We start from the raw sequence: 16,448 nt of genomic DNA, 5'->3' as shown, positions 1-16,448 counted from the left end.
GCAAGAAAACTTGCTTAATAAAGAATAAAACAACTAGACTATTGTAAGTCCGTAAAAGAGTATGGTAACAACTCTCCGACTGTCATCTCGACTGTCGATTTATCTTCAGCGATAAGAATCACTTTAGAATCTGATTTAAAAAATTCGACCATAACTTGGCGACAAGCACCACACGGTGAAATAGGTTCTTTGGTATCTCCGTATACTGCGAGACATTCAAAGTCTCTATATCCTTCAGATACCGCCTTAAAAATAGCTGTTCTTTCTGCACAATTTGTCAGTCCGAATGAGGCATTCTCAATGTTACATCCTTGAAAGATTTGCCCATCCTTTGTAAGCAATGCTGCTCCAACTCTAAAACGAGAATAAGGAACATAGGCATTTTCAGCTGCCTCTTGTGCTGCATTTATCACTTGCTCTTTTTCAATAACTGTCATGGCTTTCTTGCCCTTTCATTATGGCCACTCCTGACGAAGTACCAATACGGGTTGCACCAGCTTTGATAAAGGCTTGAGCCGCCTCAAGTGTACGTGCTCCACCAGATGCCTTGACTCCCATAATAGGACCAACAGCTTCTCGCATAAGTTCAATATCTTCAATGGTAGCACCACCAGTAGAAAACCCTGTAGATGTCTTCACAAAATCTGCACCTGCCAGTTTTGCTAATTGGCAAGCTTCTACCTTTTCTTCATCAGTCAATAGACAAGTTTCAATAATAACCTTTACAAGTTTACTTCCACTAGCTTCAACAACAGCTTTAATATCGTCTTCAACTAATTTAAGATTTCTAGATTTAAGAGCACCGATATTGATTACCATATCAATTTCATCTGCCCCATTGGCAATAGCATCCTTGGCTTCAAAAGCCTTAACTGCGGAGGTCGATGCTCCCAAAGGGAAACCAATAACCGTACAAACTTTGACAGAACTATCTTTAAGCAATTCAGCTGCCGTTTTGACCCAAGTTGGATTAACACAGACGCTGGCAAACTCATACTTCTTAGCCTCATCAATTAAGGAAAGAATCTGTTCTTTATTAGCATCAGCTTTTAGTAAGGTATGGTCAATATAGCTATTAACAGACATAAACAAACTCCTTGATTAGAATTAAATTAGGGGTTAGCGAATTATTTTTAATATTTCTGTCGTTTCTTTACATTCACTACCCATAATAACATTTTTTTCGAATTCAGTCAGCATTTTTTCAGATAAAATTTCTTGGCTATAGACCTTGGCAATAAGGTCTCCCTGAGTCACAGAATCGCCAACTTTCTTTTCAAATACAATTCCTGTTTCATAATTAAGACTATCTGACTTCGTAGCTCGACCTGCTCCTAATTGCATAGCAAATTTTCCAAATGCCATTGCAGGTAACTCTTTAATGTAACCTGTTTCATGAGCATGAATATCTGTCACGACAGGAGCACTGCTATGACGATAAAGATCGGTCAAATCACCACCTTGAGCTTGAATGAGTTCTTCAAACTTAGCAAGAGCTTTTCCACCCACTAAGTGCTGACGAATCTCTTCCTGGCTAGCTTCAACCTGAGCTAAATCTAATAGAATCTCAGCCATCTCACAGATAAAGTCAGTGATATCTTCACGTCCCTTACCTTGCATAATTTCAATAGCCTCTGTGATTTCTAAACGGTTACCAATAGCCTTACCTAGTGGCTGGCTCATATCTGTAATAACTGCAATCGTTTCACGATTGACCTCATGCCCTAGTGCAACCATGGTCTCAGACAACTTCTCAGCGTCAGACATATTTTTCATGAAAGCGCCTTGACCAACAGTAACATCCAGTAAAATCTTATCAGCGCCTGCTGCTATCTTTTTTGACATAACAGAGCTTGCGATTAGAGGAATGGAATCTACTGTTGCAGTGACATCACGCAAGGCATAAAGAAGTTTATCAGCCTTAACCAAATGCTCAGACTGACCAATGAGGGAAATCCCAATGTCTTTAACTTGCTGAATGAATTCTTCCTTACTACGCTCAACCTGATAGCCTTTGATAGACTCTAATTTGTCAATCGTTCCACCTGTGTGTCCGAGACCACGACCACTCATCTTAGCCACTGGAACACCAAAGCTAGCTACAAGCGGCATCAGAATAATGGTTACCTTATCACCAACGCCTCCGGTCGAATGTTTATCCACCTTAACACCTGGAATTTCTGACAAATCATATTGTTCGCCCGAAGCAACCATATCAGTGGTCAAATCATGGATTTCACGAATAGACATACCTTGATAATAAATCGCCATCGCCAGGGCTGCTATCTGATAGTCTGGTATTTCCCCAGACACATAGCCATTAATGAGATATGAAATTTCCTCTGTGCTTAACTCGCCACCATCTCTTTTCTTTTCAATTAAATCAACTGTTCTCATATTTTCTCACTTCTAAGGATATAATATCCTTTATCCTTTTTAACGACTTCAGCATTACCAAACACATCCTCCATCTTAGTCTTTGCTGATGGAGCTCCTTGTTTTTTCTGAATAACAATAGTTAGGTTACCACCTTGATTGAGATAATCATATGCCTCCTCAATAACTTGATGAACCACCTTCTTCCCAGCACGGATAGGTGGATTAGAAATAATATAGTCAAAAGTTCCAGTAACATTTTCATAGATATTTGATTGGAAGATAGTAGCTTCAACCTTGTTTCGTTGAGCATTTTGTTTAGCTAAATCAATTGCCCTACTATTAATGTCAATCATTGTCGCTTTGACTCCTTGAACCTTGGCTAAACTGATACCAAGAGGACCATAGCCACAACCCACATCTAAAAGCGTTTTGCCAGCTTCCAAATCTAATGCACTCAAAAGCACTTGACTTCCAAAATCAATCATTTTTTTAGAGAAAACCCCAGCATCCGTATAAAACTGAAAACTTTCTCCTAATAAATTTACTTTTAAATCGTGAATATCGTGAGCCGCATCTGGCGTCTCAGCATAATACATTTTTGACATTATTTTTTCCTTCTAGATAGTACTTTTTCTTTATCGTATCATAAATACTAAAGTAAGGCTAGTGAAATGACAAGGCTTACATTCGACCTTTTTTTCTGCTATAATGTTATTTATGCTAAATGAATTTATAAATTTCGAAACGATATCACGTAAGGAATGGCAACGCCTTCATAAAGAGGACAATGCCCCATTGACTGCAGAAGAACTGGATTCCATTCGAAGCCTTAATGATAAGATCGATGTTCAAGAAGTTAGTGACATCTATCTACCTCTTATCAATCTCATTCGTATCTATCAGAAAACTGCCAACGACCTGACCTTCTCTAAGAGTATCTTTTTACAAAAATCACAGACTAACCGTCCATTTATTATCGGGGTATCTGGTTCAGTTGCTGTTGGCAAATCCACAACCAGTCGTTTGCTTCAACTCTTGTTGCAGCGTACCTTCCCCCAATCTAAAGTTGAACTTGTGACAACTGATGGCTTTCTCTATCCTAACCAAACCTTGAAAGAAAAAGGCATCCTTAATCGTAAGGGCTTCCCTGAGTCCTACGATATGCCACTTCTTCTCAACTTTTTAGATACTATAAAAAATGGTGGTGATGTCAATATTCCTGTTTACTCTCATGAAATTTATGATATTGTACCAGGACTTACCCAAGAAATTAGACAGCCTAATTTTCTAATTGTCGAAGGGATTAACGTTTTCCAGAACCCTATTAACCAACGACTTTACATGAGTGACTATTTCGATTTTTCTCTCTACATTGACGCTGAAGTTAATAATATCGAATCCTGGTATCTCGAACGTTTTCAAACCCTTCTTGAGCTCGCCAAAAAAGATGAAAACAACTACTACCATCGTTTCACTAAATTTAGTAAGGATGAAGCTTTATCTTTAGCACAAAAAACCTGGCGTGATATCAATTTAGTTAACCTGGAAAATTATATCGAACCTACACGAAGTCGAGCTGAACTGATTCTTCACAAGGGAGACAATCATAAAATCGACTTCATCCACTTAAAAAAATAGAAAAAGCTTGCCAAGGGGCCTAAAATAACGTATAATGACATAGTTAGATAAATTTTGGAGGTGAAAACATTGGCAAATATTAAATCAGCTATCAAACGCGCTGAACTTAACGTTAAACAAAACGAAAAAAACTCAGCTCAAAAATCAGCTTTGCGTACTGCTATTAAAGCATTCAACGCTAACCCAACTGAAGAAGCTTACCGTGCTGCATCAGCTAGCATCGATAAAGCCGCTTCTAAAGGTTTGATTCATAAAAACAAAGCAAGCCGCGATAAATCACGTCTTGCAGCTAAATTGGCTAACTAATTGAAAGCTCCATTTAGGAGTTTTTTTATTACCTAAAAAACCTGCTAGCTTATCGCCTAGCAGGTTTTCTTTATTAATTAAACTCCGGTGATCTTAACTTCAAAAATCGTTCCCTTTGGTTGATTATCTTTAACAACAATTGTTCCTTTTAGGGCTAAAACAATTTGTTGCGCTAGAGATAAGCCAAGTCCAAACCCACCTTTTTGTCTGGTTCTAGCCTTATCTACGCGATAAAAGCGATCAAAGATTTTTTTCTTATCACTATCTGATATTCCAGGACCATTATCAGCTACAGAAATATAAAGATGGCGGTCATTAGTGCGAACAGTAAAGGTAACATGTCCATCATCTTCCGTATATTTAATAGCATTATCAAATAAGATGGTCATTAACTGTTTCAATAACGTTTTATCAGTCTGGATTGGACGACCAACTTGATTTTGAGCCGTGAAACCTTTCTCATTTTCTTCTGCAATCATGGCATAGTTGGTAAATACTGTATCAAAGAAAGCAGGTTCTAAGGTTTCGATTTCTGGTTTAATACCATCGTCACGACGAGCCAAGTTCAAAAGATTAGTCGTCAAAAGACGCATGTTGCGTACTTCATCAAGACTTGAAGCAATATTCTCTGAATTATCTAGAATGGTGCTCTCAGGCTTGCGGAAAAGAACTTCTAATCTGTTTTGAATCACAGCAAGCGGTGTCCGTAACTCATGGCTAGCATTCTCAACAAAAGCCTTCTGCTTCTCCAAGCTTTCCTGGATAGGACGTCTTGACCACTTAGCCAAATACATACTAGCCGCAACAGATAAAAGCCAGAAGAAACTCATCATGATGACAATTAGCTTAACATAACGTTCAGTGGCTTCTTCCAATTGAGTTGTATTAATCGCAATAACAAGGTACTTAGCATCAGGATAGAGGCTATTATCTACTTTTTCAGTAATCAGACGGTACTTTTCCGTTTGATCGAAATAATTCTGAGCACTTCCCTTGCTGATAACATCAATGTTATTTTTGTCTATTGGTAAATTGGATAAGCTTGAAAATTTATCAACGACATTAAGGACTTTTCCATTCTTATCAAGTACCAAGACACTAGTATTTGCCGCAACAGATAAATCGTGAGGGGTATCTTCAATTTTTGATTTCTTCTTAGGTTCTTTTTTAGAGCCACTCGAGTCAGGTGTTTCAGCTGTCGACTCTTTAGTATCATAGGCTTGGTAAATGGTTGTCGTATTATTTTGATCTACCTCAGAAGTCAGAAAAAGTTCCCGTTTTAGCATTTCCATTTCTAAATAAGAATTGGTTTTAGTGGCTGCCATTTTCAGACTAGAGTCCACATTGGAATAAACGCCGTAACTCAGAATCTGCAAAATCATGACAGTCATGATAAGGAAAATACCAGAAAAAGTGGCAAAGAAATGAATGAACGACTTAAATCCGTCTGACTTGATTCTCCTAAAGAGATAATTGAAAAATTTAGTCAGCATTCTTCAAAATATACCCCACACTTCTCAAGGTTTGGAGGTTGGCAGCAAAGTCTGTTCCTTTTAGTTTCTTACGAATTTTAGAAACATAAACCTCGACAACTGATACTGTGGTATCACTATCAAATCCCCAAAGACGGTCAAAAATTTGTGACTTAGGCAAGATGACATTTTGATTTTGTAAGAAGTAAACTAATAAATCAAACTCTTTACCAAGAAGTTCTACTTCTTTATCCCCCACAAAGGTTGAATTTGTAGCAAGATTGACACGAACATCACCAAAAGAAAGTGTGTTTTGGTCAAATTTACCAGAGCGTTTCAAGAGTGCTTGAATACGCATCTTCAACTCTTCTAAATAGAAAGGCTTAGTTAGGTAGTCATCTGCACCAAGTTCAAAGCCGTGGCCCTTATCATCTAGACTTTCCTTAGCCGTCATGATAAGTACAGGAGTTGTTACACCTTTGTCACGTAATTCTCTAAGAACAGTGAAACCATCTTTTTCAGGCAACATTAAGTCTAAAAGAATCAAATCATAAACGCCACTTTCAGCTTCGTAGAGACCTTCATCTCCATCAAATACCTGCATCACATCAGCAAAGTCATCTAAAAAATCAAAAACTGAGTTCGACAAACTCAAATCATCTTCTACTAGTAGTATTTTAATCATAGTTATCCCCCTTGTTAGGTGTCAAAGATACAAATAACACTTTGACTAAGTTTTATCATTATATCTAAAATAGACGTAATCATCTAGTGCTTTGATCTTCTTTTATTTAGATTTAGTCTACTAAACTTTCCTTAAGCTTTTCATAACTGAAACGAAAAAACAGCACCAATAGGTACTGTTTTATATCGATATTTCTTCTTAGAACAAACCAACAGCTGTTCCGTCTTCAGCTACGTCCATCTTGAGGGCTGCTGGTGCTTTTGGAAGACCAGGCATAGTCATGACGTCACCTGTAAGAGCTACGATAAATCCAGCACCTGTTTTAGGAACAAATTCACGGATAGTGATATCAAAACCTTCTGGTGCTCCAAGTAAGAATTGGTTATCTGAGAAGCTATATTGTGTTTTGGCCATACATACTGGCAATTTATCCCAACCGAATTCTGCAAATTGTTTGAGCTGGTTCTTAGCTTTTTTCTCGAAGACAACTGATTTACCACCATAGATTTCAGTAACAATCTTAGTGATTTTTGCTTCCAAGCTATCATCATCAGAATAAAGACGTTTATAGTCGGCATTACCATTTTCAACAGCATCAACTACTGCGTTGGCAAGGTCAATACCACCATCAGCACCATTAGCCCAAACGCTAGCCAATTCAACAGGAACATCGATTTCTGCACAAAGTTCCTTAAGGGCTGCAATTTCAGCTTCTGTATCAGCAACAAACTCGTTAATAGCAACGACTGCTGGAAGACCAAATTTACGAACGTTTTCCACATGACGTTTCAAGTTTGCGAAGCCATCACGAACGGCCTGAACATTTTCTTCAGAGAGGTCAGTTTTGGCTACCCCACCGTGCATTTTAAGGGCACGAAGTGTCGCAACAATAACAACAGCATCAGGAGTTGTTGGAAGGTTTGGAGTCTTGATATCAAGGAATTTTTCAGCACCAAGGTCAGCACCGAAACCTGCTTCAGTAATCGTATAATCAGCCAAACGAAGAGCTGTAGCCGTAGCTAGAACTGAGTTACATCCGTGAGCAATGTTGGCAAATGGACCACCGTGTACCAAGGCTGGTGTCCCATAAATTGTCTGTACTAAGTTAGGTTTGATGGCATCTTTAAGAATAAGGGTAAGCGCACCTTCAATTTCAAGATCACGTACATAAACAGGTGTACGGTCATAACGGTAGGCAACTACAATGTTAGCCAAACGTTCTTTAAGGTCATTAATATCAGTAGCCAAGCAAAGAATCGCCATGATTTCAGACGCAACAGTAATATCAAAACCATCTTCACGTGGAATACCATTAAGTGGTCCGCCAAGACCAACGTTTACATGACGAAGCGCACGGTCATTAAGGTCAACCACACGTTTCCAAATGATACGACGTTGGTCAATGCCGAGAGCATTTCCTTGATGAATATGGTTGTCAAGAAGGGCTGACAAAGCATTATTTGCTGTAGTAATAGCGTGCATATCCCCTGTGAAGTGGAGGTTGATATCTTCCATCGGAAGCACTTGAGCGTAACCACCACCTGCAGCACCACCTTTGATTCCCATAACCGGACCAAGTGATGGTTCACGAAGGGCAATCATCGTTTTCTTACCAATTTTGTTAAGAGCGTCTGCAAGACCGATTGACATGGTTGATTTACCTTCACCTGCTGGTGTTGGGTTGATGGCTGTTACCAAAATCAATTTTCCTGGCTTATTGTCTTTGACTGCATTGATTTTATCAAATGACAATTTTGCCTTATATTTTCCGTAGAGTTCCAAATCGTCAAAGCCGATTCCAACTTTTTCAACTACTTCTGTGATTAGTTTTAATTCTACACTTTGAGCAATTTCGATATCTGTTTTCATGAGACACTCCTCTATATTTTTCTAGAATCTATTATATCAGAGTTTGATAAAAAACGCATTATTTTTGGTCAATTACTTTTCAATGTTCGGTTTTTGTTTTGTTATAAATCGTTATAACTTTAATTTATAGGGGTACGCCTCAAAAATACTTACTTTTATTTACTAAAGACGCAATTTTTAGTACAATACTACTATGAAAATTTTGATTACATCGGGTGGTACCACTGAAAAGATTGATGCTGTACGTGGAATCACAAACCATTCAACAGGTTATCTAGGAAAGGAAATCGCTGAACTTTTCTTGGCTAAGGGTCACCAAGTAACCTTAGTAACGACCAAGACAGCGGTTAAACCAGAACCGAAAGAAAATCTAAAGATTACAGAAATTACGAACGTAGATAGTCTTCTCAAAAAGATGGAGCCACTCGTCAAAGAGCACGATGTTCTTATCCATAGTATGGCAGTCTCTGATTATACTCCTATTTATATGACGGATTTCGCTGAATTGGAGGACACCGAAGATCTCGCTCAATTCTTGCATAAATCTAACACTGAGAGCAAGATATCTTCAGCTTCAGATTATCAGGTTCTTTTTCTTAAAAAAACACCGAAGGTCATTAGCCTCGTCAAACAATGGAATCCTGCTATTCAATTGATTGGCTTCAAACTTTTGGTTAATGTAAGTAAAGAAGAGCTTTTTGAGGTTGCTCGTGCAAGTCTGAAACGCAACAAAGCTAATATTATTGTTGCCAACGACTTGAGTGATATTACTCCAGATCAACATATTGCCTATCTTGTTGACGAAAAAAACGAGGAGAAAGTTACGACTAAATCTGCGATTGCTCAAGCTTTATTTGAAAGGATATGCCATGACTAAACGTATCATCCTTGCTGTTTCAGGATCAATATCTGCCTATAAAGCAGCTGATTTAACAAGCAGGTTAAAGAAAAAAGGTTATGACGTTCATGTCATTATGACTGAAGCTGCGCAAGCCTTTATCACTCCTCTGACGCTTCAAGTCCTTTCGAAGAATCCTGTTCACACTGATGTCATGGAAGAAAAATCGGCTGAACGTATTAATCATATTGATTTAGGTAAAGAAGCTGACCTCTTTATTGTAGCTCCTGCTTCAGCAAATACCATTGCAAAATTAGCACATGGTCTAGCCGATAATATGCTTACTGCTACTGCCTTAGCTTCACCTAGCACCACACCAAAACTAATTGCCCCTGCAATGAATACGAAAATGTATGAAAATCCACTGACTAAGAAGAATTTAGATACTCTACATAACGTTGGCTACCAAGAAATTCTTCCAAAATCAGGTTTACTGGCTTGTGGAGATACAGGACGTGGTGCCTTAGCTGATATTGATGACATTATTGAATCCATTGACAATGCTTTAACAAAATAGCCTTGCAGAGAATAAAAAGGAGTTTATGATGAATAAGAAAAATAAAGCAAACCAAACGGCTCAGTTATCCCTCTTGATAGCTACAATGGTTGTAATCGAAGTACTCAGTCAAACCATCTTTGCTGCTTTTGTACTTCCAATCAAACCAACCCTAACCCATATCCCAGTTATTATCGCTAGCATCGTCTACGGTCCTAAAATTGGAGCTTATTTGGGTGGCTTCATGGGAATTATGAGTATTATTCGCAACACTGTTATCTATACGGTTAGTAGCTATCTCTTTAGTCCTTTTGTTGAAGGAGGAACTTGGGCATCTGTAGTCATTGCCATCGTCCCTCGTATCCTAATCGGTATTTTCCCTTACTTTGTCTACAAGTTACTTCAAAACCGTCTAGGTCTGACTTTATCTGGGGTTTTAGGTGCTTTCACAAATACATTTTTCGTACTTCTTGGCATCTACTTCCTAATCCCTAACTTCTACACAGCAGGTGGCAAAACACTAATGGCAACCATTTTCACAACAAATTCGATTGCTGAAATGATTATTGCTGGACTTTTGACAGTAAGTATCACTCCTATGCTTTTACGATTGAAAAAGTAAATCATTTAATCTATGGATAGTGCCGAAAATCAGATACTATTCTATAAACCGTTAAGGAGAATTTTTATGAAAAAATCAACCGCTATTGCAAGAATTGCCATCTTTTTTGCAGTAATGCTCACCATTCATTTTGTAACTTCCTTCATTCTCGAATTTGTTCCGTCTGGTATTCAACCGACCTTAGTTCATATTCCTGTTGTTATCGCTTCCGTCATTTATGGACCTAGAATCGGAGCTGTTTTGGGACTCCTCATGGGCCTCTTTAGTGTGACCATGAATACATTGGTTTTGACGCCAGCAAGTTTCCTCTTTAGTCCCTTTGTCTCACATGGAAATCTCTATTCTCTCATTATTGCACTGTTTCCACGTATTTTAATCGGAGTGACTCCTTACTTCGTCTATCGATGGCTACACAATCGTACTGGTTTAGTGACAGCTGCTATTGTCGGGTCTATGACCAATACCATTTTTGTTCTATTGGGAATTTATATCTTCTTCGGTAACATCTATGGTGGTAGTTTTCAACATTTTCTTGCTTTAATTTTGACAACAAACTCTCTTATTGAAGTTATTGCTACAGTTCTTGTCACAACTGCAGCCGTTCCGACACTTGAAAGATTAAAATAATTAGTTAGGTCGAGACTGATATGTCTTGGCTCTTTTATTTTCATTTACATTTTAGATACCATTTTCTTTTTAAAAAGATTTACAATTATCGCTAGAATTTTCTGAAAAAATTTGTTATAATGTAAGCGGTTAAAAATATAAAGGAGATTGCTATGTCTTACACTGAAAATTATCAAAAATGGCTCGACTTCGCTGAATTGCCTGCTTACCTTCATGATGAGTTGGTCGCAATGGATGAAAAAACGAAAGAAGATGCCTTCTATACCAACCTTGAATTCGGTACAGCTGGTATGCGTGGATTGATTGGTGCTGGTACTAACCGCATTAACATTTACGTTGTTCGCCAAGCAACTGAAGGTTTGGCCCAATTGATTGACTCAAAAGGGGAAGAAGCTAAAAAACGTGGTGTTGCTATTGCCTATGACAGCCGTCACTTCTCTCCAGAATTTGCATTTGAATCTGCACAAGTTTTGGCAGCTCACGGTATTAAATCTTACGTATTTGAAAGCCTTCGTCCAACACCTGAATTGTCATTTGCAGTACGTCATCTTCACACATTTGCTGGTATCATGGTAACAGCCAGCCACAACCCTGCACCATTTAATGGTTACAAGGTTTACGGAGAAGACGGTGGACAAATGCCACCAGCAGATGCAGATGCATTGACAGACTACATCCGTGCTATCGAAAATCCTTTCACTGTGCAATTGGCTGACCTTGAAGAAAGCAAAGCTAGCGGCTTGATTGAAGTTATCGGTGAAAACGTCGACGCTGAATACTTGAAAGAAGTTAAAGGCGTTAACATCAACCAAGACTTAATCAATGAATACGGTCGTGACATGAAGATTGTCTACACTCCACTTCATGGTACTGGTGAAATGTTGGCACGTCGTGCTCTTGCGCAAGCTGGATTTGAAGCTGTACAAGTTGTTGAAGCGCAAGCTGTACCAGACCCTGACTTCTCAACCGTTAAATCTCCAAACCCTGAAAACCAAGAAGCATTTGCTCTTGCTGAAGAACTTGGTCGCAAAGTAGACGCTGATGTATTGGTTGCAACTGATCCCGATGCTGACCGTCTTGGTGTTGAAATTCGTCAACCAGATGGTTCTTACCTCAACCTTTCTGGTAACCAAATCGGAGCTATCATTGCTAAATACATTCTTGAAGCTCACAAAACAGCTGGTACACTTCCTGCCAATGCTGCCCTCTGTAAATCAATCGTATCAACTGAGTTGGTTACTAAGATTGCAGAAAGCTACGGCGCAACGATGTTTAACGTCTTGACTGGTTTCAAATTTATTGGTGAAAAAATTCATGAATTTGAAACACAACACAACCACACTTACATGCTTGGTTTCGAAGAAAGCTTCGGTTACCTCATCAAACCATTCGTACGTGACAAAGATGCTATCCAAGCTGTTCTTATCGTTGCTGAAATCGCAGCTTACTACCGCTCACGTGGCATGACTTTGGCAGATGGTATCGAAGAAATCTACAAACAATACGGCTACTTCGCAGAAAAAACCATCTCTGTTACCCTTTCAGGTGTTGACGGAGCTGCTGAAATCAAGAAAATCATGGATAAATTCCGTGGCAATGCTCCTAAACAATTCAACAACACAGACATTGCTAAGACAGAAGACTTCTTGGAACAAACAGCTACTACTGCTGACGGCGTTGAAAAATTGACAACTCCTCCAAGTAACGTGCTTAAATACATCTTGGCTGATGATTCATGGTTTGCCGTTCGTCCTTCAGGTACAGAACCAAAAATCAAATTCTACATCGCTACAGTTGGTGAATCTGAAGCAGATGCTAAAGAAAAAATTGCGAATATCGAAGCAGAAATCAATGCTTTCGTAGGCGAGTAATATTTAAGACTTAGAGCTTAGCTCTGAGTCTTTTTTATACATTACACTACTAGAATTAAGGAAGTCACTTTTTTCATACTATAAACACGAAACCACCTATAGATTAAACTATAGGTGGTAGTTTTATGATTCAATTATAGAGCGCTAACTTGTGAATGATGCTTAAATAAGGAATGAGTCGCTTCGTGAATATGACGAGCAGTTTCTGCATTATTCATGGTGTAGAGGTGAACGCCTGCAACATCTTGAGTAACAAGGTCGACAATCTGGTCAATCGCATAAGCAAGACCTGCCGCTCTAAGTGACTCAGGATCATGCTCATACTTATCCAAAATGGCACGGAACTTACGTGGCAAATGGATATTCTCACAAGTCTTAAGCAAACGTAGAGCTTGGTTACGATTCAAAATTGGCATAATACCCGCATGAATTGGTACATCAATTCCAGCCAAGGTACATTTATCTTGAAAATCATAGAAACGTTCATTGTCAAAGAAGAGTTGGGTTAAAAGACCAGAACAACCTGCATCAACCTTTTTCTTAAGGTTTTGGATATCAGAGATTTGATTTGGCGAATCTGGATGCCCTTCAGGATAGCAGGCACCGATGATATCAAATTGAGGAGCTTCTTCCTTGATAAATTCAATCAAATCAGTGGCATATTTAAAGTCTTTAAGAGGTTCCACACCAGGAATGATATCGCCACGTAGGGCTAAGATACGGTGTACACCAACGGCATCCAAGTCACGTAAGGTATCAGCAACCTTTTCTTTACTCAAATAGATAGCTGGAAGGTGGGCAATCGTTGGGATAGCTAGGTCATTTTGAATATGATCTGCCAAAGGAACCGTCGTCTCTTTGATATTATATTTGTTATTACTAGCTGTCACACTGATAAAGTGTGGAGCCAATCCTTGCATATCCTCAAGAGCACGTAGGATTTTTTCATTACCTACTGCTGGGTTAGGTGGAAAGACTTCAAAAGAGAGTGATGGTGTTTGGCTTGTCATATTTTATACCTTCTTCTTTTTAGATTTTTGTTAAGACGAAAGCTGTTTTAAGTGCCTACTGACTTCATGAGTTCAGTTAAACACTTGTTAATCATAGCCTGCTTGCAAAAATCTTTAGAAAATTATTCGCTATTGAAAACCTTCTACACTTAAGGAAGAAGGTCTTCAACGTATGATAACTTCTGCTTACAAGTTTTCGCGAGCTGCTTTTGCAGCTTCTACAAGCTTGATCAAGCTTTCTTTAGTTTCTTTGATTCCGCGAGTCTTCAAACCACAGTCAGGGTTGATCCAAACTTTACCGCTTGGTACTTTAGCCAAGATTGCTTCGATAGTGTGGTCAATTTCACCGTCTTGTGGGACACGTGGTGAGTGGATATCGTAAACCCCAGGTCCAACTTCTGTTTGGAAGTTTTGAGCTTTAAGTTCATCCAAGATTTCAAGATTTGAACGGCTAGCTTCAAATGAGATAACGTCAGCATCTAAGTTGTCGATAGCTGGGATGATATCTGTAAATTCTGAGTAACACATGTGAGTGTGGATTTGTGTGTCTGGTGCTATTGTTGAGTGAACCAAACGGAAGGCTGGAATAGCCCAGTCGAGGTAATCCTCGTACCAGTCACTACGACGGAGTGGCAATTTTTCGCGAAGAGCAGCTTCGTCAATTTGGATAATTTTAACGCCTGCAGCTTCAAGGTCAAGAACTTCATCTTTGATTGCAAGAGCAATTTGAAGAGTTGAATCCTTGATAGAGATGTCTTCACGTGGGAATGACCAGTTAAGGATAGTAACAGGTCCAGTCAACATACCTTTAACAGGTTTGTCAGTACGGCTTTGTGCGTAGCTAGACCATTTCACAGTGATTGGGTTAAGACGAGTCACATCACCCCAAATGATTGGTGGTTTAACCCCACGCATACCATATGATTGCACCCAACCGTTTTTAGAGAAGAGGTAACCTGACAAGTTTTGACCGAAGTATTCAACCATGTCGTTACGTTCGAATTCACCGTGTACAAGCACATCAAATCCAACTTCTTCTTGCCATTTAATCCATTCATCAGTGATTTCAGCAAGGAATGCATCGTATTCTTCTTGTGACAATTCATTCTTACGGAAAGCCAAACGTTTAGCACGAACTTCCTTAGTTTGAGGGAATGAACCGATAGTTGTTGTTGGAAGCAATGGAAGTTTGAAAGCATCTTTTTGAATCACTTCACGTTCTGCAAATGCTGGCAAACGAGTGTAATCAGCTTCAGTCAAGCCTGCAATACGAGCACGAAGTTCAGCATTTTCACCAACACGCTCAGTCGCAAAGAGTTCTTTGTTGGCTGCAAGGGCTTCTGCACCTTGACCATTGCGGATAGCATCCAAATCACGCAATTCGTCCAATTTTTCAACCGCAAAAGCAAAGTGGTTCAAGATAGCTGGTTCAAATTCTTCGTTAGCAGTTGTAAATGGTACATGAAGAAGTGAGCAAGATGTTGTCAAAACAACATTTTCAGCTGGAACTTGTTCAAGAATTTCAAGACTCTTCTCGTAGTTGTTACGCCAGATGTTTTTACCGTTGACGATACCGGCATAGAGAGTCTTATCAGCTGGGAAACCACCTTTAACCAATTCAAGTGTTTTCTTACCTTCAACAAAGTCAAGACCAATACCATCAACTGGCAAGTTCACAAGATCATTGTAGACATCACGAACATCACCAAAGTAAGTTTGGATCAAGACTTTAAGACCTTTTTTATCAGCCAAGAGTTTGTTGTAGATATTCAAGAAGAGAGCTTTTTCTTCAGCTGTCAAATCTTTAACAAGGGCTGGCTCATCGAGTTGAATACGAGTCGCACCAAGCTCAGCCAATTTTGCGAAGACTTCTTGGTAAGCTGCCACAAAGCTGTCTACAAAGTCTTCTGCTTTCACACCATCTTCAAAGTCAGATAATTGAAGGAATGTGAATGGTCCAACCACAACTGGGCGTGTGTTAAGTCCCAATTCTTTAGCTTCTTGGTACTCATCAAAAATCTTGTGACCAGCAAGTTTAACTTCTGTTGTTTTTTCAAATTTAGGAACGATGTAATGGTAGTTAGTGTTAAACCATTTTTTCATAGGAAGGGCACGTACATCCCCTTTTTCACCTTGGTAACCACGCGCCAAAGCAAAGTAACGTTCAAGATCTGTCAAATCCAAGTTTTGAACAGATTCAGGTACGACGTTGAAAAGGAAAGCTGCATCAAGGAAGTTATCGTAATGTGAAAAATCATTTGAAGGAATTTCACTGATACCCTTCTCTTTAACAATATTCCAGTGTTTTGCACGTAAGTCTTTGGCTGTTGCTAAGAGTTCATCTGCAGTAATTTCATTTCTAAAGTATTTTTCTGTTGTAAATTTTAATTCGCGGAATTCACCCAAACGTGGGAAACCAATGATAGTAGTTGACATCTTGTGTCCTCCTCTTTGTTGTTGAACTTATCTTACCAAAGAAATGGGTGGCTGTATAATTGCTATTAGTTTTCTCTATATATAGTTTTAGACTATAACCTATAAAGTAATGGGTTTCTAGCTACCGTTATCTCCTTTT

At 38.9% G+C, this 16,448-nt stretch carries 16 protein-coding genes; 7 read left to right on the top strand and 9 right to left on the bottom strand.

Annotated features, from left to right (window positions below):
- Positions 1-38: 38 nt before the first annotated feature.
- From V471_RS07095 to V471_RS07080, 4 genes are read right to left on the bottom strand one after another with little or no spacing between them, the layout of a single operon-like run.
- On the bottom strand, positions 39-437 hold the full coding sequence (locus V471_RS07095) for a cytidine deaminase (protein ID WP_049527913.1): 399 nt from the start codon (positions 435-437) through the stop codon (positions 39-41).
- The gene (gene deoC / locus V471_RS07090; protein ID WP_004182396.1) at positions 424-1,086 is read right to left on the bottom strand and encodes a deoxyribose-phosphate aldolase; all 663 of its coding nucleotides are present in this window, start codon (positions 1,084-1,086) and stop codon (positions 424-426) included. Before deoC ends, V471_RS07095 begins: the two co-directional genes overlap by 14 nt.
- Positions 1,087-1,119: 33 nt before the next feature.
- Positions 1,120-2,397: a pyrimidine-nucleoside phosphorylase gene (locus tag V471_RS07085; RefSeq protein WP_004182395.1), complete on the bottom strand. Its 1,278-nt coding sequence runs from the start codon at positions 2,395-2,397 to the stop codon at positions 1,120-1,122.
- Positions 2,394-2,984: a class I SAM-dependent methyltransferase gene (locus V471_RS07080; protein ID WP_004182394.1), complete on the bottom strand. Its 591-nt coding sequence runs from the start codon at positions 2,982-2,984 to the stop codon at positions 2,394-2,396. Before V471_RS07080 ends, V471_RS07085 begins: the two co-directional genes overlap by 4 nt.
- Before the next feature lie 112 nt (positions 2,985-3,096).
- Here V471_RS07080 and coaA point away from each other — a divergent pair, with 112 nt between their 5' ends.
- Together coaA and rpsT are read left to right on the top strand one after the other, a co-directional pair.
- On the top strand, positions 3,097-4,017 hold the full coding sequence (coaA, locus tag V471_RS07075; RefSeq protein WP_004182393.1) for a type I pantothenate kinase: 921 nt from the start codon (positions 3,097-3,099) through the stop codon (positions 4,015-4,017).
- Between the two features lie 69 nt (positions 4,018-4,086).
- Positions 4,087-4,323, top strand: coding sequence for a 30S ribosomal protein S20 (gene rpsT, locus V471_RS07070; RefSeq protein ID WP_004182129.1), 237 nt, complete (start codon positions 4,087-4,089; stop codon positions 4,321-4,323).
- Between the two features lie 77 nt (positions 4,324-4,400).
- On the opposite strand, the gene V471_RS07065 is transcribed toward rpsT, so the two are convergent.
- From V471_RS07065 to V471_RS07055, 3 genes are all read right to left on the bottom strand, one after another.
- On the bottom strand, positions 4,401-5,816 hold the full coding sequence (locus V471_RS07065) for a sensor histidine kinase (protein ID WP_004182392.1): 1,416 nt from the start codon (positions 5,814-5,816) through the stop codon (positions 4,401-4,403).
- On the bottom strand, positions 5,806-6,480 hold the full coding sequence (locus V471_RS07060) for a response regulator transcription factor (protein ID WP_049546057.1): 675 nt from the start codon (positions 6,478-6,480) through the stop codon (positions 5,806-5,808). The genes V471_RS07065 and V471_RS07060 overlap by 11 nt, the downstream gene beginning before the upstream one ends.
- 198 nt (positions 6,481-6,678) lie before the next feature.
- Complete coding sequence (locus V471_RS07055; RefSeq protein WP_084871337.1) at positions 6,679-8,349, bottom strand: formate--tetrahydrofolate ligase; 1,671 nt, start codon at positions 8,347-8,349, stop codon at positions 6,679-6,681.
- A gap of 193 nt (positions 8,350-8,542) precedes the next feature.
- Here V471_RS07055 and V471_RS07050 point away from each other — a divergent pair, with 193 nt between their 5' ends.
- From V471_RS07050 to V471_RS07030, 5 genes are all read left to right on the top strand, one after another.
- The gene (locus V471_RS07050) at positions 8,543-9,226 is read left to right on the top strand and encodes a phosphopantothenate--cysteine ligase (protein WP_084871336.1); all 684 of its coding nucleotides are present in this window, start codon (positions 8,543-8,545) and stop codon (positions 9,224-9,226) included.
- Positions 9,219-9,764, top strand: a complete 546-nt coding sequence (coaC, locus tag V471_RS07045) for a phosphopantothenoylcysteine decarboxylase (RefSeq protein ID WP_084871335.1) — start codon at positions 9,219-9,221, stop codon at positions 9,762-9,764. The genes V471_RS07050 and coaC overlap by 8 nt, the downstream gene beginning before the upstream one ends.
- 28 nt (positions 9,765-9,792) lie before the next feature.
- Complete coding sequence (locus V471_RS07040) at positions 9,793-10,365, top strand: ECF transporter S component (protein ID WP_084871334.1); 573 nt, start codon at positions 9,793-9,795, stop codon at positions 10,363-10,365.
- 66 nt (positions 10,366-10,431) lie between these two features.
- Positions 10,432-10,992, top strand: coding sequence for an ECF transporter S component (locus V471_RS07035; protein ID WP_004182060.1), 561 nt, complete (start codon positions 10,432-10,434; stop codon positions 10,990-10,992).
- 152 nt (positions 10,993-11,144) lie between these two features.
- Entirely contained in the window at positions 11,145-12,863 is a 1,719-nt protein-coding gene (locus V471_RS07030; protein WP_004182081.1) for a phospho-sugar mutase, read from the top strand.
- Between the two features lie 134 nt (positions 12,864-12,997).
- Here V471_RS07030 and metF read toward each other — a convergent pair whose 3' ends face one another.
- Positions 12,998-13,873 (bottom strand): methylenetetrahydrofolate reductase [NAD(P)H], encoded by an 876-nt coding sequence (metF, locus tag V471_RS07025; protein WP_021144026.1) that lies wholly within the window; start codon positions 13,871-13,873, stop codon positions 12,998-13,000.
- A gap of 186 nt (positions 13,874-14,059) precedes the next feature.
- Positions 14,060-16,309 (bottom strand): 5-methyltetrahydropteroyltriglutamate--homocysteine S-methyltransferase, encoded by a 2,250-nt coding sequence (metE, locus tag V471_RS07020; protein ID WP_084871333.1) that lies wholly within the window; start codon positions 16,307-16,309, stop codon positions 14,060-14,062.
- Positions 16,310-16,448: the final 139 nt, after the last annotated feature.

Source organism: Streptococcus salivarius (assembly GCF_002094975.1).
GTDB lineage: Bacteria > Bacillota > Bacilli > Lactobacillales > Streptococcaceae > Streptococcus > Streptococcus salivarius_D.
Note: the sequence above shows the minus strand (reverse complement) of the source record. Positions and strands in the feature narration are given on the sequence as shown.